Raw genomic sequence first — 24,273 nt, 5'->3', positions numbered from 1 at the left:
GGATCGTCGGCGAGTCTTGTCGGATCGCTACTCGCCGCGGAGCACCACAGCCGGGTGGGTGCGCGCTGCTCGGCGCGCGGGGAGAAGCGTCGCGAACACCGATACGACGACGAGCAGTACCGTCGCGACCGCGAACTCCGCGAGGCTGGTCGGCTTCACCTCATAGAGAAGGGCGCGGAGAAATCTCGCGGCGCCGAGGGCTGCGACGAGGCCCGCGAAGGTGCCGAGCCCGACCAGCCTGAGTCCGTCGCCGAGTACCATACTGCCGACGCGCGTCGGCGCGGCGCCGAGTGCGAGGCGGATTCCGAACTCTCGCACCCGTCCCTTTGCCGCGTAAGCAACGACGCTGTACACACCGATCACGCCAAGCAACAGGGCGGCGATGCCGGCGATCGCGATCAGCAGCATCGTTAGGCGCACGCGGGCCGTCGCTTCGTCCACCAGACCTCGGAGCGTGCGGAATCTCGTAGCAGGCACACGAGGATCGAGCTCCTTCACAATTGCCTGAATCGTCGCCAACGAAGGCAGTTGCGTCCCACGTATCGAGTACTGCATGCTCATCGGCTGGTACCGCAGTGGGTTGCTGTCGGCAGGCAGCCCGTCACCGTCGCGCAGGAGCGGAGAGTACACCATCGGCACGTAACCGTCCTCGATACGGTCCCAGTGCACGTCGCCAACCACGCCGGCGATGCGCAATGCCGTCGGCGGGCTCCCTTCCTGCGTTCTGTTGATGTGTCGTCCGATGACGTCCGTCGTCCCGAACAGATTCATCGCGAGGCGTTGGCTCACCACCACTGCCGGCGTGTCGCGCAGGTCGCCCGACTGGAAGCTGCGGCCGGCACGCAGCGGGATCCCCATCGTGTGGAAGTAGCCGGCGCTCGCGACGTTGAACGCCGCCGCGACCGTCGGCCGCCCCGGGTCACCGTTGGCATGGAGTTGCACGTCGAGAATCGGCGCGCCGCGACTCGCCAGAGGAAGTCGTAGCGCGACGCCGACGGAACTGACACCGGGGAGCGCTGCCACTCGATCGAGCACTTTCGCGTGGAACGCCGCAGCCTTGCCGTATGACACGTAGCCGTCAGGGCCCCATGGCAGCGACACCTGAAAGGCCATGGCGTTCTCCGGCGCGAACCCGAGCTTCGCGTGGCGGAGATTCCAGAAGCTGCGGCCCAGCAGTCCCGCCGCGACGAGCAACACGAGCGCCACCGCCACCTGGAAGACGACGAGGCCGTTCTGCGCGCGACGCCAGGTGCCGGTCGAGGTGGAGCGCGGCGCGCGGAGTCGGTCGAACAGCGCCGCCATTTCCACGCGCGTCAGCGCGATGAGCCCCACGCAGGCGCCGATCAGCACCGCGCACCCGAGCACCAGCGCAACGGTGTGCCAGGTGAACGACACTTCATGAAGACGTGGGATCTCGCGCTCCGTGAAGCCGAATTTCGTGGACAACGCGAGCGCGGCGGCAGGAAGCGCCACGATCGCCGAGGCCGTGCCCAGCACGATCCCTTCCATGACGAAGCGCTGCGCAACCGCAACGCGCGTCGCGCCGAGCGACAGCGCTATGGAGATCTCCTGACTCGCGCGCTCCGTGCGGAGCACGAACAGGTTGATGACGTTGGTCGTCGCGATGAGCAGCACGACCGCGACCATGACGCCGAGCAGCACGAGCTGGGGACGTACCGAAGCCACCGTGGCGGCCTTGAGTGACTCCACCGATATCCGCGCGCGGCTGTGCCGCAGCATGTCGGGTGTGATCGCGGGAAAGCGCTCCGAAAGTGACGGAATCAGCTCGTTCAGTTCAGCCGCGGCGCTTGCTGGGTTGACGCCGTCGCGCAGACGGCCGATGACGCTGAAGTAACGCGAGGTGATCTGCGGCGGGGTGACCGATATCGCCGCGGGATAGAAGACGTCCACCGACGGTGACGGAAAAGCGAACGAACGCGGAAGAATCCCGACGACGACGCGGGAGCCGTGGTCGAAGTAGACGCGGCGGCCGATGATCGACGAATCGGCTCCGTACCGCCGCCTCCAGAGGTTCTCCGAGATGAGGATCGCTGCACGGGGGTTGGACCACGCAGTGTCGTTAGGCTCTAAGAGCTGGCCGAAAAGCGGGCGAACACCGAGCAGAGTGAGCGTACTCGGCGTCATCAGGGCGACGGTCACGCGCTCGGGCGCGTCGCCGTCGGTGATATTGAATCCGTCGTTGATTGAATACGCCCCGAGCTCTGTGAAGGACCGCGCGCTCTTCGCGAAGTGGAAGTAGCTGGCTGCAGAGTGTAGGTCGCCCGTCGTCGCGACTCCATCGGTGATGAAGCCCACGCGCACCAGCTGATCGGGCTTGTCGTACGGGAGATCGCGCAGGAGAACGCCGTAGACGATCGAGCCGATGCCGGCCCAGGCGCCGATCCCGATGCCGAGGGTTGCGATGACGCCGATAGCGAATCCTGGCGCGCGGCGCAGGCGGCGAACGGCGAAGCGCGTATCACGCGCCAGATTGTCGAGCGCGACCACGCCGCGCGCAGCGCTCGTCTCCTCGCGGAAGCGCTGCATGCCGCCAAAGCGAAGAAGGGCGGCGCGCCGAGCTTCGGCTTCGCTCATTCCCCGTCGGATATTCTCCGTCGTTTCCATTTCCAGATGGAACGCGAACTCCTCATCTTGCTCGGCGGCGGCGCGTGAGCGGCGGCGGAACAATTCCCGGACGCGAGTGAGTGTAGCACGGACGTGGTACCGCATCGGTTCAGCTCTCCGCGGCGAGGACGAGACCGACGGCGCTGACGAAACGATTCCAGGACGCGAGCTCCTGACCGAGCGCGCGGCGTCCGGCGGCGGTGAGCCGGTAGTACTTCGCGCGCCGGCTGTTCTCGGTGATGCGCCACTCCGTGTCGATCCAGCCTCTTTGCTCGAGCCTAACGAGAGCCGGGTAGATGGAGCCCTGGCCGACCTGGAGCGCGTTCCGGGAGAGCTGCTCGATGCGGTGGGTGAGCCCCCATCCGTGCATCGGCGTGAGCGAGAGCGTCTTGAGGATGAGCAGGTCGAGCGTGCCCTGCAGGACCTGTTCGTTGGCGGTGGGTTTGGCCAAGGGCGTTCCTCCCGGATGTCAGGAGGAAGGTTGTGTCTTTCCTCCCGAATGTCAAGAGGACTGAGGCTCGCCACCAAAGCGCGAAGGCAGTTGACCAGAACCGCCGAATCCTGATCGCTACGAGCGCGCGGCTGATTCACTTGTGCACCGCCCAGCTTCACTGACGATGTCGTCACCACGCCGAGAATGGACGCAGGTCCGAAGAGAGAAAGAGCAACTCGGCGAAGAAAGTAATGTGTCATCATGGCAAGCATGGCCGTGGGTCAATGGGGGAATTGCCTCCAATTGGGTGCATCTCGAGACGCAGCGATGTGCCCTGCCGTCTCGAATTTGTTGCAAAGAACGAGGAAAGTTACTTGAAGCGATACGTGGCGCCGAGGATGAAGCCCTTCATGTCCGTGTCGTACAGGAAATTGTCGTGATCGTAGTCGACCGACAGCCAGCGCGGCCGCGCCGCTTGCCAGCAGCGCGATGTGTTTCGTGACACGAGACTTGCTCAACCCCGCTGAGGTGTCGCGCGAAAGTTGGCGCTCGGCCTTGCGAAGTCTCATGCGACCCTGGACGCACATTGCCGGATCCACGTACGGCCTTGGTCCAATGCCTCGCCGCCGCTCAACCGCTCACCTTGCCCAACGTCCCATCCGACCGCGAGAAGCGACATGAGACGATCACGATGGCTCGTGGCGCGGGTGCTCGCTGCGTGCCTAACGGCGCTGGCGTCGCGCGCTGGGAGCGCGCAGAACGAGTCTGACTTGGCGAAAGCATCTCAGAATCCAGTCGCGAACCTGACGTCGTTCCCGCTGCAGTTCAATTACTACTCCGCGGGAGCATTCGAATCGCGAACCTTGCTGCTCAACGTGCAGCCGGTGATGCCGCTCCCGATCAATAAGGAGTGGATCGTCATCGCACGCACGATAATTCCGTATGGCAACGTCCCCATGCCCGGCAACACACGCGAGACCGGCATCGGCGACATTCAGGAGCAGGTCTATTTCACACCGCGCCAACCGGGGCGATTCGTCTGGGGCATCGGACCGATCCTCTCGATCCCGACCGCCACGAACGACGCGTTGCGAACCGGACAGTGGGCTCTGGGACCGACGGGAGTGGGCCTCGTCTCCGAGGGGCGATGGGTTGTCGGCGTTCTCGCCAACAACCTCTGGAGAATTACTGGTCTGAACAGTGGCCCCGATATCAACGCACTCACCGTTCAGCCTTTTATAAGCTTCAACATCCCGCCAGGCTGGTCGATCACGACCGCTCCCATCATCACCGCCGATTGGAGCGCGCCGGAAGGACAGCGATGGACACTGCCGGTCGGGATCGGACTCGGAAAGGTTACGGAGATCGGCCGGCAGGCGGTGAGCCTGGGCATGCAGTACTATCACAATGGCAAGCGTCCCGACACGGCCGGCGGCGACCAGTGGCGATTCATATTCGCCCTGCTTTACCCGATCGAGCGTCGTTAGGTGGCGTCTTGCCGGCTGCGAGGAATCAGCATTGCCCTGCACCTGCGCGGCATCGCCGTCTCAGACGGGTCGTCGTCATCGCGAGCGCCGCCGTCTCGATTGCAGCGTCACTGCTCGTGCTCTTCTGGGATGGCTGCGCGCGAAGTCTCGCCCACCGCGATGCGCCGACCGCGACCTACGTCGGGACGGAGACGTGCGCGAGCTGTCACGCTGGCGTCACCGCACGCTGGCGCGGGTCGCATCACGACCTCGCCATGCGCGCTCCGAACGATTCGACCGTTGCCGGCGACTTCGCGAATGCGCGCTATCGGTACGCAGGCGTCACGACGACGTTCTCGCGCCGCGATGGCCAATTCGTCGTCAACACTGATGGACCCGACGGCGTACTGCGCGACTATCCGGTGCGTTACACCCTCGGGACGGCGCCACTTCAGCAATATCTCATTGCGCTCGGTGGCGGCCGCCTCCAGGCGCTCGGCGTCGCCTGGGACACGCGACCGCGCGCGGACGGCGGCCAACGCTGGTTTCATCTCTACCCGAATCAGCGCATCGCTCATGGCGACGAGCTCCATTGGACCGGAATCCGGCAGAACTGGAACTATATGTGCGCCGAGTGTCACTCGACTGGGGTAGAGAAGAGTTACGATCCGGCGACGCGGAGCTTTGCCACGACCTTTGCGGCGCCCAACGTTGGGTGCGAGGCGTGTCATGGACCCGGTTCGCTGCACGCTTCGTCGAGGGGGAAGGTCGCGTTCGCGCCACTGACGCGCGCCAACGAAGTGGAGCGATGCGCTCGTTGCCACTCGCGTCGCGAAGAGTTCAGCGAGGATTATGTCCATGGTCGTCCCCTCGGCGACACGCATCGCGTCGCCATGCTCGACGATCAGCTCTACCATGCCGACGGTCAGATCGAGGACGAAGTCTTCGAGTACGGCTCATTCGTCCAGAGCCGGATGTACGCGCGCGGCGTCGTCTGCTCCGATTGCCACGAGCCTCACGCGGCCACACTGCGTGCGCCTGGAAGTCAGGTCTGTGTCCGCTGTCATTTGCCGGCGGCATATCAATCCTCGCAACATCACTTTCATCAGCCCGGGTCGAAGGGCGCTGATTGCGTCGGCTGCCACATGCCGACGCGGACGTATATGGTGATTCATGAGCGACATGATCACAGCATTCGCGTTCCTCGCCCGGATCTCTCCGTCTCGCTCGGCGTACCTAACGCGTGCACGAGCTGTCACGCGGACCGTAGCGCGTCGTGGGCAGCCCGGCAGGTGAAAGCGTGGTACGGACACGTGCCTCGTGGCTATCAACGCTATGCCGAAGCGTTTGCCGCGAGCACGCGCGACGACTCCGGTGCAACGCGATTGCTGATCGGCATCGCCGGCGACTCTGGAGAGCCGGCGATCGCGCGCGCCAGCGCGCTCCAGCGACTGGCGTCACGACTCGATCCGTCGTTCAACGGCGCGTTCGACGTCATCCGGGCGGGCCTGTCGGACAGCAGCGCGCTCGTTCGGCGCGCGGCTGTTCTGAGCTTGGCCGAAGCCGACGCGAGCGTGAGGGTTCGCATGCTGTCGCCATTGCTCGGCGATAACGTGCGCGCCGTACGCGTCGAGGCGGCACGCGCGCTCGCGTCCGTGGCGAGCATTCCGCTCGATGAATACCTCGCCGGAGAGCGCTTCAACGCCGACCGACCGGAGTCGCACGTCAAACTCGCCCTGCTCTACGCGAGCAGACGGCAGTACGTCGATGCGGAGCGCGAGCTGCGCGAAGCATTGACGATCGACCCGCGTTCCGTGCCGGCGTTGGTGAACCTCGCCGACGTGTATCGCGCGACCGATCGCGATGCCGACGCCGGGCGCGTCTTGCGCTCCGCCGTGACGATCGATCCAACCAGCGCCGCGGCGCACCATGCCTTGGCCCTGTACTTCGTTCGTGCCAAACGCGGTGACGAAGCATTGTCCGAGCTCGCTCGTGCCGCGCGGCTCGCGCCCGACGTCGCGCGTTACGCAAACGTATACGCGATTGCGCTCGGCGCCGCGAATCGACGCGCCGAAGCGCGCGCGGTATTGATCGGCGTGCTGTCGCGACACCCGTTCGACCGCGATGCGCTGTCATTGCTCATCTCGCGGCTCCTCGAGCACGGCGACACGACCAGCGCCATCGAGTACGTGCGTCGTCTCGCCGCGATAGAGCCGTCGAACATGTCGATGCGGATTCTCGCCGGCCGACTGTCGGAACGACACAGTTACGAGGCGCGCCGGCCATGACTTCTTCATGGGAATGGTTGCGCGCATACGCGCTGTCACTGCCGCTCCTCGCGAAGTTTGCGGTGGGATTGGCGGTGATCGTCGTCGTCCCAGCGCTCTCGCGTCGGGCTCGCATCCCCGCCGTCGTCGGATTTCTGCTGGCCGGGGTTTTGTTCGGACCACACGGTCTCGACGTCATCGGCACGAACAGACCGATCGCCGATTTCTTCGGCGAGCTAGGCAAGCTGTTGCTCATGTTCATGGCGGGCCTCGAGGTGGATCTGGAGTTGTTTCGGCGAGTGCGAGCGCGCTCGATCTCGTTTGGCGCCATCACCACCTTTATGCCGCTGTTGCTCGGCACGGCCGTTGGTCTCGCGTACGGATACGACGCGATTGCCGCGACGGTGATCGGCTCGCTGCTGGCGTCGCACACACTTCTCGCCTCGTCGGTCGTCTCGCGACTGGGCCTGACGAAGCTCGAGCCGATCACGGTCGTCTACGGAGCGACCGTTTTCTCGGATACGTGCTCATTGATCGTGTTCGCGATCTGCCTGTCCATCTTTCAGCGCGGTTTCTCGGTCTCCGGCATCGCGATACAGATACTCGAGATCGCGGGCTTCATTCTCTTCGTTCTCTTCGGCCTGAGCCGTGTTGGCGCGGCGGTGCTGAAGAGAGTCGAGAACGACGACAGTGCGTATTTCGCGGTCATGGTCGCGATCCTCGCGGTCGCGGCCGTGCTCGCGCAAGCGATTCAACTGCCCGGGATCGTCGGTGCATTTCTCTCCGGCCTCGCGCTCAACGCCGCCACGCAGGGGAAGCGCGCGAAGAACGAGCTGCGATTCGTCGCCAATGCCCTCTTCATCCCGATCTTCTTCGTCACGACTGGGTTCCTGATCGACCCGCGCTCGCTCGCGCACAGTCTTCGAAACGACCTGGGCCTCGTCGTCGCGATCGTCGGCGCGCTAGTGATCGGGAAGTACCTGGCCGCCGAGATCGCTGGCCGCCGCTTTCGCTACACGCGCGACGAGCGGCTGACGATCTGGTCGTTGACCCTGCCCCAGGTTGCGGCAACGCTGGCAGCGACGCTCGTGGCCTTCGCCACCTTCGATGCCAGGCGTCAGCGATTGCTCGACAATCGGATGCTGAATGTGGTGCTCGCGCTGATGCTGTTCACATCGATTCTCGGGCCGATCCTGACCGAATGCTTCGCGCCGCGACTCACATCGCGAGCGCCGGCGGATCGCACGAAGCGCGCTGCCTAACGAGACAAGCTTCAGGCCGTCGCGACAGGTAATGGCCTTAGGTCCGATACTCGACACATTTGCTCTTCGCTAACTACCGCGCTCGGGCCATTTCCATTCGATTACCCGAGGAGAGCGATGAAGATGCACAAGTCCAAATCCGCGACGATGCTCGCCATCGTCGTCCCCGCGCTGTTGGCGTCGTCGCAGGGCGCCGTGGCGCAGAACGCACGTGGCAGCGCCGAAGGACCAACGAGAGCGAGAGGATTCGATCACCCCGACCAGTTCATGCATCTCAAAGACGTGAAGCTGGTGGACAACATGTATCCGGTCATCCGGCATCCCGATCAGGAGCAACAAGCGCGAGCGAAGCTCGCCGCGCTCGCGTCGCGAACCGGACGGAAGCCGAACATCCTGATCTTCCTGCTGGATGATGTCGGCTGGATGGATCCCGGCTTCAATGGCGGCGGAATCGCCGTCGGCAATGAGACGCCGGTGATGGACAAGCTCGCCAATGAGGGCCTGGTGCTCACGTCGGCGTACTCGACGCCGTCATGCTCTCCGACACGCGCGACTATTCACACTGGTCAGAACCCGTTGCACCACGGCATCCTCCGGCCGCCGATGTACGGTGAGCCGGGCGGACTCGACGGCGCGGTCACCGTTGCGAGTGTGCTCAAGCAGCTCGGTTACGTCACGCAGGGTGTCGGCAAGTGGCACATGGGTGAAAACAAGGGATCACTTCCCCAGAACGTCGGCTACGACGACTACATGGGATTCTTGGGCGTATCGGACATGTACACCGAATGGCGCGATACGTACTTCAATCCTGAAGTCGCGTTGAGCCCCTCCCGGTTTCGCATGATGGAGGAGGATCCGTTCAATCACGACGAGGTGCACTGTTCGACGGCGAATCATGAGAAGTGTGAAAGCGTGCGAACGATCGACCTCACGTACATCAAGGATCTCGACAAGCACTGGATGGACTACAGTGTGTCGTTCCTCCGTCGAATGAAGGACAGCAAGCAGCCTTTCTTCTTGTATCACGCGACACGAGGGTGTCACTTCGACAACTATCCCTCGGACGAGTGGGCCGGGAAATCACGTGCGCGCACCGTGTTCAGCGACTGTATGGTGCACATGGACTACATCCTCGGCCAGCTCGTGAAGACGCTCGAGGAAACGGGCCAGCTCGAGAATACGCTCATCTTCCTGACATCTGACAATGGTCCCGAGTGCGAGATTCCGCCGCACGGGCGGACGCCATTCCGCGGATGCAAGGGATCGAGCTGGGAGGGCGGCGTGCGCGTCCCGACGTTCGCCTACTGGAAGGGGATGATCAAGCCGCGCCGATCGGAAGGCCTATTCGATCTGGCCGATCTGTTCAACACAGCGATCAGCATTGCTGGGAAACCGGGCGCGCAAGTGGCGGAGTTCGTGCCGAAGACGACGTACATCGATGGCATCGATCAAACGGGTCTTCTGCTTGCGGACAGCGGCGAGTCGGCGCGAAAGAGCCGGCCGTACACGTTGAATCAGTATTTCGCGATGATGCGTGTCGACGAGTTCAAGTACATCTTCACCGCGGAGATTCAGGGTGGCTTCTTCGCAAAAGGCGACGTCGGCGGATTCAGTGGGCCCATCGCGACCGAAACCGGCGGCGCCGTCCTGGTCAATCTCTATTCCAACCCGCAAGAGGACGTGAGCATCGGTGTGCGTCACATTCCGATGGCGGTCCCGGTAATGGGTGAGGCGGGCTGGTACATGAAGGAACTGATGAAATATCCGCCACAGTTCAAGATCGGATTCGCCTCGAACAATCCGCCGATCTACGATCTCGCGCCAAAGCTCGAGAAGAAACAGGCCGAGAACGCGAACGAGAATCACAATGGCAATGGCAAAGAGAAGGACACCAAGCGGAAACAGCGGTAGCGCCGCTTGACGACGGCGCCATGACGCCATGCAGCCACGCGCCTAACATCATGAGGGTGGCGGCGACCCGAAACGCCCGCGCCCAGACGTCAGCTCACCGACGGCATCTCCGTCGCGCATATTTATGAGGTGGACGCGAAATCGCATTGGGAGCAGGCCTATCGCGCCAAAGGGGCGACGTCGGTCAGCTGGTATCAGCCCGAGGCGCGGTTATCGCTCGATCTGATCAAGCAGGTCGTACCAGACCAAGGTACGCCGTCTAGGTGCTGCAGTTGGCCAGCTCGAGTGCGGCATTGTAGCCGTCCCGTAACCTCGAACTCCTATTTTGCGAGAGATGCGAGTCCGCTCCGCCATCCCGTTCGGCCCCTGCTGGGTAGAGCCGGCATTCATTCTAGCGAAGTGCGTGCGCCATGGGTGCGCGCCGCTGTCGACCGCGGAGACAAGGACTAGCTCGCTCAATCTCTCCTCCGCCATGTTGCTCCGCGTCCTCCTCGCCCTCGCCCTTGCCGCTCCGGCGACTTCGCTCGCGGCGCAGTTGGCGGACGCCAGTGTTGGATCGCCCACGATGGCCGCCGATTCGGCGCACGTGCCCAAGACCTTCTTCACGCGCCGCGACCTCGTCACGGCGGGCATCGGCGTCGCGAGCAGCGCGGCGGTCTCGCTCTTCGACACGCGCATCGCCCGGTGGATGCAGCAGCCAGACGTCCAGGGCACCTCGTCACGTCATCGCTTCGTGCAGGACGTCAGCAATCTCACCGGCGCGACGACCCTCACTTGGGCGACGGTGGCGACCTACGGCTATGGGCGCCTCGCGCACGACTCGACGTTCGCGGACGTGTCGCTGCACCTGATCGAGGCGCAGGCGCTCGCGAGCGTGATGGGCCAGGTGGTGCGGGGTATCCTGGGCCGCGCACGGCCGAGCGTGAACGTCGACTCTGCATACTCGTTCCACTGGGGAAAGGGGTTCACAAAGTACGACTACCGCGCCTTCCCTTCCCTCCACTCGGCCGCGGGCTTCGTCGTGGCCTCCGGGATCCTGCAGGAAATGCGCGAGCGGAACGCCGGCGGCCAGGCCATCGCGGCGCCGCTACTCTACGGTTTCGCGCTCCTACCCGGCGTTTCGCGCATGTACCTGAACCAGCACTGGGCGAGCGACGTCGTCGCTGGCGCCTTCCTTGGCACCTTCTTCGGCACCCGCGTCGTGCACTACGCCCATACGCACAAGCGCACGAAGCTCGACCGCGCGCTGCTGGGGGCGATAGTCATGCCGACGGGAGAGGGTGGCGTGATGGTGGTCGAGACGGTCGGCTGGTAGCCGGACACGCTACCACGCATCCACCGATGCACGAGACTCTCGCCCACCTCGTCGAGAGCTGCTGCAACGCCATTCTCCTCGTTTGAAGACCCGCGCCAGCTCTTCAGCCGGAAGATTTGCAGTCCGATCCTGCGTATAGAACTGCGGCCAGTTCTCGAAGAGCATGTCCCGGCCTTGCTGCACGGTGTACAGCTCGCGATTCGCCGGATTCATCGCCGGTGCCACGAGGTTGCGATAGCCAGTGGCGTAATGCGTTCCCGAGGCCTCGGTCTGATTCGTACCGCGCGCATCGAAGAGCCACACGCCCGCGCGTACTGGGAGCTCCGGGCAGGGGAACACGCCCGGCGATTGGGCGACGCGGTTCGCCACCTGACAGGAGTTCGAGGCCGAACCGATGTTCACGAACAGGCGGCGGTCGTCGACAACGACCGTCTTGCTGATATGGTCGCCCGTGTTGGGCAATCCGCCGACGACCATCTCTCCGCCATCGTTAGGCGTTAGGCTCCCCGCCGGCAAGATTATGGGAACAATGACTCGGTGACGGTGAGGGAGGGCGATGCGGTCTATGCGCGTGTGGACAAGGACCGCATTGGAACCTTTGCCGAATTTGCCGCTGTACGCGAAGGCGCCGCGGCCCTCAAACCCACCAACCTGACGTTCGAACAAGCGGCGTCGCTTCCGTTGGTTGCGCGCTTGGGCGCCGATGTCGCGATTGATCACCGGCGTTCACGGTTTGAAGACGTGGCCAAAGAGTGTGACGTGGTGCTGGACAGTGCGGGCGGTGACACACTCGTGAGGAGTTTCCAGTGTGTGAAACCCGGCGGTGTGGTGGTGAGCATTGGTGGCACGCCGTCAGTAGCGTTCGCGCGCCGCTGGGGACTCGTTGAGCGGGACGTGCGTCACCGTTACGCCATGCCTCGGTGAAGCGTTTACCAGACGGTACGTGCGCCGAGACCCAACCACATGGCACAACCACAATCAGGCGCCACCGGCGTCCAAGACCAGACTGGCCTCGCGCGGACGACACTCGGCCTGCTCGGCGTGATGCTGCTGTTCGTCGCCAGACATCTCTACCGCGACACGCGACTGAACGACGCGGTGTTCCAAGTGATCGCACCCGGCAGCGCGGCGGAGCGGATGTGGCGCGGCATCACCGTCTGCAGCTTCATCGTTGCGATAGCGCTCGGCGCGAGCGCCGTGTACTGGCGACGGACCGCGAGGGCGACGCGACTGGTAATCCTGGCGTCGCTCGTCGCGCTCGGGGCCTTCCTCACCGAATACCGAATTTTCGGCGAGTTCGGTGGTATCATGGCGAATGCGCTGCCGTACTGCAGCTGCATCGTGACGATCGCTTCCGCATACCGACCGTCATTGGTCCGCCTCGAGACGCTCCTGGCGTCCGGCAACAATGATCTCATATGGATCGGCACGGCGCTCTACGCGATCGCCTACGCGGTTCTGTTCCGCATTTTCGGCCAGCATTCGAACGGCGCTTCGCGACGCCCGCTCATTGGGCTGTTCGTCTTTCTCGCGATTGTGTTGCACCTAACGACTCGCCGACCGACGCGGTTCGCGGCCGCGCTCGCGTCGGGCATCGGCACGGCGGGCGCGCTGTATCTCCTGCTCCTCAGTTTCTTTCCGCTGACGTACATCGGATTCATTGGATTCGTCTTGCTCCGCACCCTTTACGGCTGGGTCTTCTATGCCGCAGGCATCGGCGGTGTGTGGGCCTACCTTCGGCGCGGTCGACAACTGCGCGCCGAGCTGAAGGCTCCGTCGAGCGATGGATGGCTCGGAATTCCGATCGCGATCGCCCTGAGTGTCGCGATCGTTACGATCTCGTCGCTGCTGAAATAGCGGCTGCCGCCGTTAGGCTGCGCGCACGCCTTCAGATGTCGTCGCGCAGATACTGCCGGCTACCGTGCGGCTCTCGTTGGAGCAGCAGTAGCGACATCACATCGTGAGACGCGACGGCCACTGCGCGACATCCTCGATCAGCTCCCCGAGCAGAGCGATCGATTCTACCGCATTTTCTTCCGTGAGAAAATCCCAGTCACCGTGTCCCACGCCGATCGCGCCCTCAAAACCGCGCGAGAGCCTCAGCTTCCCCGCCGCCGTTTCCAATGTGAGCCCGTACCGCAATTGCGCGTACTGACCACCCCAGTCGATCGACATGAGCACGCGGCCGGGCTGGGACTCTCTCGCGACCTCATCCGAGCAACGATTGATATCGTCGGGGGGCGCTAGGAATCATGGTTACCGGAGTCTTCCCAGCCAGTCTGAGAAGCGGGTAATCGCCGGGAATGGTTCTCGGACGAGCCGTACCGGGAGCCACTTGCGCCATTATCGCCTCAGCAGCGTCTTGTTGTCCGCTATGATCGCGGGCAACGCCTTCCCTGTGATGGCGCAGCAGTCCGACGCCTCGATCAGCCCGCGCTTTCGATGCCCGCCAAGACCGGCACGGGCGCGTTGGGTGGTCTGGCACTGACGCTCGCAAGCAGCCCGAGGTTCGCCCTTCGCGCGTCGGGACACGTCGCACTCAGGAACACATCGGCGAGCACGTTGGGCGCTACGATGTGGTTGCGCCCCTGGACCGCAGATGTTGACGCAGTCTTCGCGCTGGTTGGACGGCCGTTAGGCAGTCGGAACCGAACCGCCGCTTCGTACGGATTCGTCGGCATGGGGAAGTCGGCGATGGATACGGCGAACGTGCGTGCGACCACCAAGAACTGGAGTTATGGAGTTGGGAGCATGGTCCCACTCGCTGCCTCTGTCGATCTATTTGCCGAGTGGCGTTGGCGCATGTCGAGGTTCGTCCTTCCGACGGCGCGCCCCAAGCCTACTCGTTCAAAAGAAATTCGATTCGGGATGTCCTTCCATCTGGCTCAGGGCGACTGAGCCGAGACTGCGAGCTCCGTCGGGCGCATAGCGGCCGTGATCGGAGTGCCCACTGGTACCGTCGCGAAGGCTAGCCTTCTTAATCATTCGGAGTGAGTGCCTGCGGTATTTGCGCTCGCCGTGATCACCGCCGTAGCCGGTGTCACGTGTGGCTCGTCACCGGATCACTATTCGGCATTGCAACCGCGTTGGTGTAATCGGACATTGCTGAGGGTTCTGATCGCTTTCGCGTTTGTCGGGCCGTTGTTCGGCTGGAGCATGCTGCGCCTAAGGTATGGCGTTCACTCCGGACCTGCTTTGCAGGCCATCGGCGCGTTCGGATTGCTCCTTGTCGTTGGTGCGCATCTGTGCGAAAGCGTGCGGCTTCTGCCCGGAATGGGGTGGGGCCAGCCACACAGCGCTGGCCACTACCTCGACCTCGCTGGTTCACGCTCGGCTTCGCTGTCGCCTGTTGCCTCGGATCGGCGTACGGATTCCTGCAGGGCGCATGGCCGTTCGGAGTCATCGAGGCAATTTGGGCGCTTGTCGCGGCGCGTCGGTGGCATATCGCGCGACGAGAGGCGACGGCGGCATCCGCCGCGCTATAGTTTCGCCCGGCGCAGCAGCTGTGCGTTGACGGCGACGATCACCGTGCTCGCTGACATCAACACCGCACCCACGGCCGGTGAGAGAACGATGCCCCGCGACGCGAGGACACCGGCGGCGAGTGGAATAGCGACGATGTTGTAGCCAGCGGCCCACCACAGATTCTGAATCATCTTGCGATAGCTCGCGCGGCTCAAGGCAACGATACGTGGCACGTCCCGCGGATCGCTGCGCACGAGCACGATGTCGCCTGCTTCCACCGCGACATCCGTCCCCGCGCCGATGGCTATGCCGACATCGGCGGTCACGAGTGCGGGCGCATCGTTCACTCCGTCTCCGACCATGGCCACGCGCTTCCCACCGTGCTTCAGCTCTTCGATCTTCGACGCCTTCTGATCCGGCAGCACCTCGGCGAACACGTGATCGATCCCCAACTCCGAAGCCACTGCTTGCGCGACTGGGCCAGCGTCGCCCGTCATCATGACGACCTCGATCCGCATGTCATGCAGCGCGCGAACGGCTTCATGCGACTCGGGCCGCACGACGTCGGCAAGAGTGAATGCTGCCAACACCGACGTGCGGTCAGCGAGGTAGATCGAAGCCTTGCCTTCCTCCTCGGCCCGTTTCGGCGCGGACGCGAGCTTCTCGGGGACGGTCAAGCCAAGCGCTCGAAGCAACGCCGGACCACCTATATAGAGCTCACGGCCCTCCACGCGCGCTTTTGCTCCCTTTCCCGGAATCGCCTCGAATCCTTCCGGCGAACGCACATCGAGCCCGCGCTCTCGCGCTGTCTTCACGATGCCCTGCGCGATCGAATGCTCCGAGTCGGCCTCGACGGAGGCCGCGAGACGCAATGCCTCGTTAGGCTCGATGCCGTCGGCCGTGGCGATATTGGCGACGCCGAATTCACCCTTGGTAAGAGTGCCTGTTTTGTCGAATACCACCGCGTTCAGATTTCGCGCCGCTTCCAGACCGCGCCGATCGCGAACGAGGAGCCCGCTCCGGGCGCCAAGCGTGGTCGAGATCGCAATGACGAGCGGAATCGCGAGACCGAGCGCATGCGGGCACGCGATGACGAGCACCGTCACGACGCGTTCGATCGCGAAGGCCGGGTCGCCGGGCCGGATGGCACGCCACACAATCAGCGTGACGACGCCAGCGCCTAACGCGATGAGGGTAAGCGCGAACGCCGCACGGTCGGCGAGCGTCTGCGCTCGCGATCGCGAGCTCTGCGCGTGCTCGACCAGTCGCATGATGCCGGCGAGCGCAGTACGGTCGCCGGTGCCGGTGACTTCGACGCGCAGCGAACCAGAGCCGTTGACGGTTCCGGCGATGACCTTGTCCCCTTCCTTCTTTTCGACGGGACGCGATTCGCCCGTGATCATCGACTCATTGACGCCAGTCGCGCCCTGTTGCACGATGCCGTCGGCTGGGACGCTCGCGCCGGGCCTAACGAGGACGACGTCTCCGTCTTTCAGCTCACTGATGGGCACTTCCTGAGTGCGGTCGCCAACGACGCGCGTGGCGGTGTTCGGAAGCAGTTTGGCGAGCTCCTTCAAGGCGCCCTGTGCCTGAGAGATCGAGCGCATCTCGATCCAGTGGCCGAGGAGCATGATCGTCACGAGGGTCGAGAGCTCCTCCCAGAGCGGCATGCCAGGAAAGCCGATCGTGACCACCGCGCTGAACACGAACGCGACCGAGATCGCCAGGGCAATGAGCGTCATCATCCCCGGCACTCGATCTTTCAGCTCGCTGATCGCTCCCTGAATGAAGACGCTCCCGCCATAGAGAAACACCGCTGTGCCGAACACTGGCGCAATCCACATCGCGCCTGGAAACATCGGCGCCTGATAACCGAACGCGCGCTGGAGCATGTGGCCCCAGAGGAGCGTGGGAATCGTTAGGGCAAGTGAGATCCAGAACTTGTCGCGGAACATCGCCACGCTATGACCGGCATGTCGATCATGTCCCTCGTGCCCGTGCGCGTGGTCTGCCATTCCGTGCGACTCGTGACTCTTCTCTGACAAATGGTCGCCGGAAGGCGTGTGGTGCTCGTGCTGTTCGGGAGAATCGTGGGTCATCGTTCGCCACCGAGCTCGGGATTCGTTCGCGCGGAGTCGTTGGGCATCTTCATTCCGGCATGTGCTGCATTGCCGGCATCGCCTCGGTTACCATGCGCCGGTCCCCACGCGGCGCATCGCCATCACCATCTCCCAGTCGACGATGCCGAGCTGCTTGTCGCCGCGCTTGGAGCCCTGGTCATCGTATTGTCCGAAGGCGACGCCGTGGAGCATCACCGTCCAGTCGCCCCACATCTTATGGTTGGCGTGCATGGGCGAGGAATCGGGCAACCAGGAGGTACCCGATCCCATGCGGACGTGCGAGATCCCGAGTGGGCCGTTGATCATGTCCCCCATGCTGTGGCCGCCGCCTGGCATGCCCGGCATTGAAGGCGTGGTATCGCGCGCCGCGGCTCGCTTGGCCAGAGAGTCGCCGTGCGTCGAGTCGGGTTTTGCTGCCGGGTGACGTTCGTGCTGCGCGGATGCGGCGTTAGGCACGGCGAACAGCGCGAGGAACGCAATGACGCCGGCGAGGCGCCGACCGTCAAGGATGAGTGGGGCTGGCCGGCATCGCGACTGGTCTCGCGGGCGGTCTCGTCGCAGGTAGATTGCTCGGCCACCAGCTCTACGGCGTCGATGCACTGGACGTCAAAGTGTACGTCGTCGCCGCGCTCGTCCTCGCGCTCGCGTCGATCGCGTCGACCTATCCGGCGGTGCTTCGCGCGCGGCGGCTCAGTCCTCTCGTCGCGATACGAGCGGAGTAGCGAGCGCGGCTCATGGCTCGCTACTCCAGCCGCAGCGCTTCCAACGGGCCGACGTTCGCCGCTCGTCTCGCCGGCAAGTAGCTCGCGACGACGGCCGTGGCCACGAGCACGAGGATCGCCATGCTGAGCGACGGCAAGTCGATCGTGCCGACGCCAAAGAGCTGCGCCCGAATCAGCCGCGTTGCCGCAAGACCGGCCGGCACGCCGATTACAACTCCTACAATCGCTAGGCGCACCGCCTCGCCGAGAACCATTCTCGTCACATCGCCCGGCTCCGCGCCGAGCGCCGCGCGCAATCCGAACTCGCTGGTGCGCTGGCTGGCCGAATACGCCGTGACCCCGTACAGACCGAGTGCCGCGAGCACCAACGTGACGATGCCGAAGAAGGTTGTCACCTGCACGAGCAGCACGTCCTCCGAGAGGGTGTCGCGCACGAGGTCGTTCACCGGATCGACGGCGATCGGCAGCGTCCGATCGACCTCTTCGATCGCACGACGAATTGGTCCTACAAAGCGCGACGGATTCCCGCGAACGTGCACCGAGAGTTTGGCTTGCCCAGTCTCGCCCATGGTCGGATCGTTGAACACGAGGTACATCTCGCGACGCGGTTTGCCGCGGACGTCGCTGCTTTGAAAATCCCGCACGACCCCGACGATGGTGTACCGGACGCTGTCGACCGTCACTGTAGCACCGAGTGGATCGCGAGCAGCGAAATACCGCTTCGCCATCGTCTCGTTGATCACCGTGGCAGGCGGCCCGGTCTCGAGATCGCGCGCCTCGATGTCGCGGCCGCGAATCAAGCGCGCGCCGATCGCATGGAAAAAGTTCGGGCCGACGTTGTCGCATGCGACCTGGCGTTCCGAATCCGCTTGCGGAATGAAACCCGACACATCGACGTGACGGCCGCACGCGCCCCCGCTGAACAATCCGTGATCGGCGAAGGCGGCCGCATCCACACCGGGTAATCGGGCGACGCGGTCGACGAGGTCGCGCCTGAATTGCGCCAGCCGCGCGCCGACATACTGCGAGCGCGCTGTCCGCACGCGCACCGCGACCACGTGATCGCGATCCATTCCGAGGTCGCTATGCAGGAGCTGTTGCATGCTGCGCACGAGCAAGCCGCCGCCGATGAGCATCCACATCGACAAGGCGATCTGCGCCACGACGAGCGCGCGCCCGAACGGAAGGCGGCCCCCCCCGACTCGCGCCGCGCCCATCAGGTTGCGCCCCTGCGAGCGCAACGACGTCGCGAGATCGACATGCGTCGCGCGGAAGGCAGGCAAAAGCCCGAACAGAAGCACCGACGCAAGCGCCATCGTCGCGGTGAAGGCGAGCACCCGCGCATCGGGCGTCGTATCGATGGCGATCGGGTTCGAGGCGCTACTCACGTTCGCGAGCAACACCCGAGTGCCCCAGGTCGCCGCGAGCAGCCCGAGCACGCTCGACACGATCGCGAGCACGGTGCCTTCGATGAGCATTTGCTGAATCAACCGCCCGCGGCCCGCGCCGAGCGTCATGCGGACCGTCATCTCGCGGCTACGCGCGACGGTGCGCGCGAGCATGAGACTCGACACATTCGCGCAGACGACGAGAATGACCAAACCGACCGCCGCCATGAGCACCCACAGGGCCTTTCCATACTCGGCGCGCCGCTCGGAGAACCCGCGGGCACCCGACACGACATGAATCGGAGTTTGCTCGAGATTCTCGTCGAACTGCGACAACTCGAGGCCGGACAGATGTTCGCGAATCGCGTTCGCCTCGATCGCGCTGATCTCCTGACGTGCCTTCTCGAGCGTGACACCCGGCTTGAGCCGGCCCATCATCATGAGCCACGACCACCCGCGGTCGTTCAGCAGATTCATACGCGGCTGAATCACGGGGTCCATCATCATTGGGAGCCAGAAGTCCAACGGCTGGCCGACGATGTCGCCACGGAACCCCGGCGACGTGACGCCGACGATCGTGATCGCGACGTCGTTCACGCGCATGACGCTGCCGATCGCGGCGAACGACCCCGAGAAGCGACGCTGCCAATAGTCGTACGTGAGGACGGCGACGGGATCTTCGCCCGGCGCCTCGTCTTCGGCCGCGGTGAAGGTGCGGCCCGCGTACGCGGGCACGCCGAGCACGGAAAAGAAATTGCCGGTCACGAATCGTGCGCGCGGCTGTTCCGCGGTTGCATCGGTGCCCGCACCCATCTTCACGTCGATCGGACCGGACCCCCCACTCGCGTACATGTCGGTGAACAAGGCGTTGTGTGCGCGCACGTCCCGATAGAGCAGGAACGACACGAAGTCGGTGACCGGAGAGCCAACGTTGTTGTTGTTCACCTGAGCGGGATCGCTCACGATCACGAGTTGCTCGGGATGCGCCACCGGCAGCGGGCGCAGGAGCAGCGCGTCAACGAGCGTGAAGATGGCCGCGTTGGCGCCGATGCCGAGGGCAAGCGTCGCGATCACGGTGAGTGTGAAGGCGGGTCGGTTCTTGAGCGATCGAATCGCGTAGCGTATGTCGCGCGCGATGGACTCGATGTGCGCGGTGCCGCGCGTGTCGCGACTCGCATCTTTCATTTGCTCGACTCCTCCGAATGCAACGCGGGCCGCCCGCTGCGCCTCGTCGAGCGACAGGCCGCGCCGGATATTGAGCTCGGTCTCTCGCTCCAAGTGGAACTGCATCTCCTTCGACATATCCCGTTCGATGCGGTCGCGATGAAAGAGCGCGCGCAGCCACATTCGCACCGACGTAACGCTGGGCATCGGTCAGCCCTCCGCGACGAGAACGAGATCCACGGCATCGGCGAAGCGGCGCCATTCGCGCTGCTCGCTGCTGAGGGCTCGGCGGCCCGCCGCGGTGAGCTGGTAGTACTTGGCTTCGCGATTGTTCTCGGTGGTCGACCAGTCGCTCTTGACGAATCCCTTTCGCTCGAGCCGATAGAGCGCGGGGTAGAGCGATCCCTGGCCGATCCGTAGCGCGTCGCGAGAGAGCTGCTGGATGCGCTGGCTGATGCCCCACCCGTGCATCGGCGCGAGCGCCAGCGCCTTCAGCACCAGGAGGTCGAGGGTTCCCTGAAGGACGTCGGACGAGGCGGCCATGCGGTCTCTCTTGTCGAATGGACAAGGGAGAGGGTAACGCGCTTCTGTCGAATGGTCAAGGGAGGGAGAGATGCGCGTGCACAACACCAGTCGGCACGCTTTCAAGCTTTCAGATTCATCGATAGCGTCTGAGTATCCGCACGCTGCCGTCGGACTCGACCCAAACGAGTCCGCCGCCGCCCGGGGTCACTGGTTCAGGTCTCAACTTGATCAAATACCCGCCGTCAACAGCTGTGAATACAGTCACGCTGAACAGACCCCTTGCGGAGTTGCCGCGCAGTACACGCTCGGCGATCCTCACCGCCTGAAGGCTATCCTTCGGCGCCCCCAGCGAGGGATGTACCAACTGTCCGGGCCTGGGCACCGCCGCAGAAGCTGCCGTGCTGTGCCGCGTGCTCGAGTCCTTTTGCGCGGCTTGCGCGTTCACAGGCGACGCAAGTAACAACACGAGGATGAACCCCGGGCACAGCTTCGCGAGAACAGCCCCGCGCTCGCCTCCTCGCGCCATTGAGAAATTGCTCACGTGAACTCCCGTGTCATTTCGGACAAGTTACGATCGGACCGTGTGGCACGGCCGCGGAAACCGAATCCTTGGAAATCGCGACTACCCTTTGCAGGTGTTCTGCTACCATGTATGCCGTGTTGTCCTCGCTGAGGCTACCGTAATTTCGTCTCCTCGTCCGTAGCTGAGATGGTAATTCTGACATGCAGTGAGTGAATGCTTCCCTCGCGATTCTTACGGGCGCGACCGCCGGAACAGGGAGGCAGAAGACTCACTAGCTAGCCAGTTGATCAAGCCTCCCTCGGTCTCGCGAGCCATGCCTTCATCCTGCAGGTCAGGGAGAGGCTGCATCATGCACCCGGTGGCGTAGCAGCCGGGCTGGAGCATCAACACCTGACCTGCCTCTCGCAAATGCGCACGATCCGATGGCGATCGGTCGCTCAGATGCTTTTTTTGCTCCATTTTGTCGAATTCCGTCCGCCCGTTCGACGTTAGCATGAAGCCACGGCTACTCCGTTGGCGACGGCCTACAGGCTTCCCCTTCAACCGGTCCAAGGCATCCCCCATGCTCGCCTCCGATCTTCGCTTCGCGCTGCGCAGCCTCTCCCGCTCCCGCGGCTTTGCCCTTGCCGTGATCGTCACGCTCGGGCTTGGCATCGGCGCGAACACGGCGATCTTCAGTGTCGTGCGCGGCGTCATGTTGCGCCCCCTGCCGAACCGCGACGGCGATCGCCTGCTCTATCTCCGCCAGTCGACGAACGCGCCGGGCGGCGAGGACATCGCGTTCTCCGTGCCCGAGATCAACGACTTCCGCGAATCGTCGAAGACCCTCGGCGGTATCGCCGAATACTCGCCGTACACGGTCACGCTGCTCAACGATCATCGAGCCGAGCGGCTGTCGGTGGGGCTCGTGACCGGCAACTACTTCAGCGTCATGGGACTCTCGCCCGTCGTCGGGCGCGCCTTCGGCCCCGAGGACGATGGACGCGCCGCCGCGCCCGTGATGATCCTCACGCACGAGTACTGGGAGAAGAAGTTCGCCGGCGACCCATCGATCGTCGGCAAAACGCTGCGCGTCGGCGGCAAGGTGGTGACGGTCGTGGGCGTGCTGCAGTCCGCGCCGTACTTCCCCGCGAAGATCGACGCCCTCATGAACATGGTGAATAGCGAGCATCATCTGAGCGCGACGATGATCACCGGCCGCACCCATCGCATGACGGAGATGATCGCACGGCAGGCGCCCGGTGCGACGCTCCAGCAGACCCGCGCCGAAGTCGCCGGTATCACCGACCGAGTGCACCGGCAGTATCCGGAGTCGTACGACGCGGGATCGCACTTCCAGGTGACTGTCACGCCGTACCGCGACGTCCTCGCGCAGAAGGCGAAGTTGACGCTCTATCTATTGATGGGCGCGGCGGGGTTCGTGTTGATCATCGCGTGCGCGAACGTCGCGAACCTCACGCTGATGCGCGGCGTGCGGCGCGAGCACGAGCTGGTCATTCGTGCCGCGCTCGGCGCCGGCGTGGCGCGGCTCCGCAAGCTGTTGCTCGTCGAGAATCTGCTGCTCGCATTGACCGGGAGCGCGCTCGGACTCGCGATCGCGTTCGGCGGGGTGCGAATGTTGACGGCGCTCGCGGCGCGGTACAGTCCGCGCGCCGACGAGATCCGCATCGACGGCGTCGTGCTCGCATTCACGCTGCTGCTCGCCATCGTCGTCTCCATCATTCTGTCGTTCGCGCCGAGTCTGGCGCGCGAGTCGTCGCTGAACGCGTCGCTGTCGGCGGGTGCGCGGCGTCTGACCAACGTCCGCCGCCAACGGCTGCAGCAGACGCTCGTGGTCGCGCAGGTCGCGGTCTCAGTGATGCTGCTAAGTGGCGCGGGACTGCTGATGCGAACGATGCAGCAGCTCTCGCAGGTGAGCACGGGATTGACCAGCGATGCCATGCTCACGATGGAAGTCCCCAAGGACTTCAACGGCGTGAAGAAGGAAGAGATGATCGCCGATTATCAGCGGATGCGGCAGCAGCTCCTGTCGCTCCCGGGGGTGCAGCAGGTCGGCCTCGGATCGACGATGCCGCTGCGCGCGGCCGGCATCCTGCTCGACGTCAAGGCGGAGACGCATCCGCTCGCTCCCGGTGAAGCACAGCCGCAGGGCGAGTATCGCAGCGCGGGTCCCGATTACTTCCAGGCGTCGGGCATTCCGCTGCTGAAGGGACGCGTGTTCACGGCCACCGACGACGAGAAGTCGGGGAAAGTCGCCATCCTCAACAAGACGCTGGCCGATCGTTTGTTCGGCGACCGGGATCCGATTGGCCAACGGATCGCGTGGACTGGCGACGTACTTCGATTCATCGGCATCTCCGAGAACGATTGGCGAAGGGTCGTCGGCGTCGTCGGCAACACCAAGGACGGTGGTCTCGACGCGGTGCCGCTGCCGGCGGTGTTCATTCCGTTCGCGCAGACCGATTTCCCGATCGGGGGCTTCGTCATTCGAGCGAAGGGCGATGCGGCCGCACTCGCCCCCGCGGCGACGAAGGCGCTACGACAGGTGGCGCCTGATCAACCGATCGAGCACGTGATGACCGTTGCGCAAATCCGCGACGAGAGCGTCGCGCCGCGGCGCCTGAACGCGATGCTCGTCTCGTCCTTCGGGCTGCTCGCGCTCATCGTTGCCGCGGTCGGTATCGCCGGCGTCCTCGCCTTCGCGGTGAGCGCGCGCACGAACGAAATCGGAATCCGCATGAGTCTCGGCGCGGACGGCGGCCGCGTGCAGCGCATGATCATTTCCGAGGGCGGTGTGCTCGTCGTGCTCGGCCTGGGCCTCGGCGTCATCGGCGCGCTTTCGTTGTCGCGCCTGATGCAGGGATTGCTGTTCGGCGTGCAGCCGCACGATCCGGCGACGCTCGTCGGCGTGTCCGCGGTGATGGCGCTCGTCGGCATTCTGGCGTGCTGGATTCCCGCGCTCCGCGCCGCGCGAATCGATCCGGCGGTGGCGCTGCGAAGCTAGGACATTTCGAGAGTGACCCGATCGATGACCCTCGCCGTTCGGCGCGCGCGATGTTCTCACGCGCGCCGAAGAACTTCCTGCTC

20 protein-coding genes are annotated in these 24,273 nt (G+C 64.3%); 10 read left to right on the top strand and 10 right to left on the bottom strand.

Translation table 11 applies throughout. The features are described 5' to 3' along the window. Window positions 1-27: 27 nt before the first annotated feature. The 3 genes from VGH98_24095 to VGH98_24085 form a co-directional block, all read right to left on the bottom strand. On the bottom strand, window positions 28-2,730 hold the full coding sequence (locus VGH98_24095; GenBank protein HEY2379084.1) for an ADOP family duplicated permease: 2,703 nt from the start codon (window positions 2,728-2,730) through the stop codon (window positions 28-30). A 4-nt stretch (window positions 2,731-2,734) separates the two neighbouring features. Further along, window positions 2,735-3,076 (bottom strand): PadR family transcriptional regulator, encoded by a 342-nt coding sequence (locus VGH98_24090; protein ID HEY2379083.1) that lies wholly within the window; start codon window positions 3,074-3,076, stop codon window positions 2,735-2,737. A gap of 352 nt (window positions 3,077-3,428) precedes the next feature. Continuing rightward, a complete protein-coding gene (locus VGH98_24085; protein HEY2379082.1) occupies window positions 3,429-3,563 on the bottom strand; it encodes a hypothetical protein in 135 nt (44 codons plus the stop codon). A 172-nt stretch (window positions 3,564-3,735) separates the two neighbouring features. Here VGH98_24085 and VGH98_24080 point away from each other — a divergent pair, with 172 nt between their 5' ends. From VGH98_24080 to VGH98_24060, 5 genes are all read left to right on the top strand, one after another. Beyond that, a complete protein-coding gene (locus VGH98_24080; GenBank protein HEY2379081.1) occupies window positions 3,736-4,545 on the top strand; it encodes a hypothetical protein in 810 nt (269 codons plus the stop codon). Further along, window positions 4,500-6,812, top strand: a complete 2,313-nt coding sequence (locus VGH98_24075; GenBank protein HEY2379080.1) for a tetratricopeptide repeat protein — start codon at window positions 4,500-4,502, stop codon at window positions 6,810-6,812. The genes VGH98_24080 and VGH98_24075 overlap by 46 nt, the downstream gene beginning before the upstream one ends. Continuing rightward, window positions 6,809-8,053: a cation:proton antiporter gene (locus VGH98_24070; GenBank protein HEY2379079.1), complete on the top strand. Its 1,245-nt coding sequence runs from the start codon at window positions 6,809-6,811 to the stop codon at window positions 8,051-8,053. The genes VGH98_24075 and VGH98_24070 overlap by 4 nt, the downstream gene beginning before the upstream one ends. Before the next feature lie 123 nt (window positions 8,054-8,176). Further along, window positions 8,177-9,964, top strand: coding sequence for a sulfatase-like hydrolase/transferase (locus VGH98_24065; GenBank protein HEY2379078.1), 1,788 nt, complete (start codon window positions 8,177-8,179; stop codon window positions 9,962-9,964). A gap of 472 nt (window positions 9,965-10,436) precedes the next feature. Then, window positions 10,437-11,279, top strand: a complete 843-nt coding sequence (locus VGH98_24060; protein ID HEY2379077.1) for a phosphatase PAP2 family protein — start codon at window positions 10,437-10,439, stop codon at window positions 11,277-11,279. A 9-nt stretch (window positions 11,280-11,288) separates the two neighbouring features. On the opposite strand, the gene VGH98_24055 is transcribed toward VGH98_24060, so the two are convergent. After that, window positions 11,289-11,795 carry a hypothetical protein gene (locus VGH98_24055; GenBank protein ID HEY2379076.1) on the bottom strand — a complete coding sequence of 169 codons (507 nt, stop codon included), beginning with the start codon at window positions 11,793-11,795 and terminating at the stop codon, window positions 11,289-11,291. A 21-nt stretch (window positions 11,796-11,816) separates the two neighbouring features. Between VGH98_24055 and VGH98_24050 the strand changes: the two genes are divergently transcribed. Then, window positions 11,817-12,203 carry a zinc-binding dehydrogenase gene (locus VGH98_24050; GenBank protein ID HEY2379075.1) on the top strand — a complete coding sequence of 129 codons (387 nt, stop codon included), beginning with the start codon at window positions 11,817-11,819 and terminating at the stop codon, window positions 12,201-12,203. Window positions 12,204-12,242: 39 nt separating this feature from the next. Further along, on the top strand, window positions 12,243-13,136 hold the full coding sequence (locus tag VGH98_24045; GenBank protein ID HEY2379074.1) for a hypothetical protein: 894 nt from the start codon (window positions 12,243-12,245) through the stop codon (window positions 13,134-13,136). A gap of 96 nt (window positions 13,137-13,232) precedes the next feature. Here VGH98_24045 and VGH98_24040 read toward each other — a convergent pair whose 3' ends face one another. Continuing rightward, window positions 13,233-13,454 (bottom strand): hypothetical protein, encoded by a 222-nt coding sequence (locus VGH98_24040; GenBank protein ID HEY2379073.1) that lies wholly within the window; start codon window positions 13,452-13,454, stop codon window positions 13,233-13,235. 267 nt (window positions 13,455-13,721) lie between these two features. Here VGH98_24040 and VGH98_24035 point away from each other — a divergent pair, with 267 nt between their 5' ends. Then, window positions 13,722-14,177 carry a hypothetical protein gene (locus VGH98_24035; GenBank protein HEY2379072.1) on the top strand — a complete coding sequence of 152 codons (456 nt, stop codon included), beginning with the start codon at window positions 13,722-13,724 and terminating at the stop codon, window positions 14,175-14,177. A 581-nt stretch (window positions 14,178-14,758) separates the two neighbouring features. Here the strand turns inward: VGH98_24035 and VGH98_24030 are convergent. Further along, window positions 14,759-16,759, bottom strand: coding sequence for a heavy metal translocating P-type ATPase (locus VGH98_24030; protein HEY2379071.1), 2,001 nt, complete (start codon window positions 16,757-16,759; stop codon window positions 14,759-14,761). Window positions 16,760-16,930: 171 nt separating this feature from the next. Next, on the bottom strand, window positions 16,931-17,320 hold the full coding sequence (locus VGH98_24025; GenBank protein ID HEY2379070.1) for a hypothetical protein: 390 nt from the start codon (window positions 17,318-17,320) through the stop codon (window positions 16,931-16,933). A 56-nt stretch (window positions 17,321-17,376) separates the two neighbouring features. Between VGH98_24025 and VGH98_24020 the strand changes: the two genes are divergently transcribed. After that, window positions 17,377-17,586 carry a hypothetical protein gene (locus VGH98_24020; protein HEY2379069.1) on the top strand — a complete coding sequence of 70 codons (210 nt, stop codon included), beginning with the start codon at window positions 17,377-17,379 and terminating at the stop codon, window positions 17,584-17,586. Between the two features lie 20 nt (window positions 17,587-17,606). Here the strand turns inward: VGH98_24020 and VGH98_24015 are convergent, their stop codons facing one another. The 3 genes from VGH98_24015 to VGH98_24005 form a co-directional block, all read right to left on the bottom strand. After that, complete coding sequence (locus tag VGH98_24015; protein ID HEY2379068.1) at window positions 17,607-20,345, bottom strand: ABC transporter permease; 2,739 nt, start codon at window positions 20,343-20,345, stop codon at window positions 17,607-17,609. 3 nt (window positions 20,346-20,348) lie between these two features. Then, the gene (locus tag VGH98_24010; GenBank protein ID HEY2379067.1) at window positions 20,349-20,681 is read right to left on the bottom strand and encodes a PadR family transcriptional regulator; all 333 of its coding nucleotides are present in this window, start codon (window positions 20,679-20,681) and stop codon (window positions 20,349-20,351) included. A gap of 115 nt (window positions 20,682-20,796) precedes the next feature. Next, on the bottom strand, window positions 20,797-21,204 hold the full coding sequence (locus VGH98_24005) for a hypothetical protein (protein ID HEY2379066.1): 408 nt from the start codon (window positions 21,202-21,204) through the stop codon (window positions 20,797-20,799). 544 nt (window positions 21,205-21,748) lie between these two features. Here VGH98_24005 and VGH98_24000 point away from each other — a divergent pair. Further along, a complete protein-coding gene (locus VGH98_24000; protein ID HEY2379065.1) occupies window positions 21,749-24,190 on the top strand; it encodes an ABC transporter permease in 2,442 nt (813 codons plus the stop codon). The last annotated feature ends 83 nt before the right edge of the window (window positions 24,191-24,273 follow it).

This window comes from Gemmatimonadaceae bacterium (genome assembly GCA_036496605.1).
Taxonomy (GTDB): Bacteria; Gemmatimonadota; Gemmatimonadetes; order Gemmatimonadales; family Gemmatimonadaceae; genus AG2.
The sequence above is the reverse complement of the archived record's forward strand: the minus strand, read 5'-3'. Positions and strand labels throughout refer to the sequence as shown.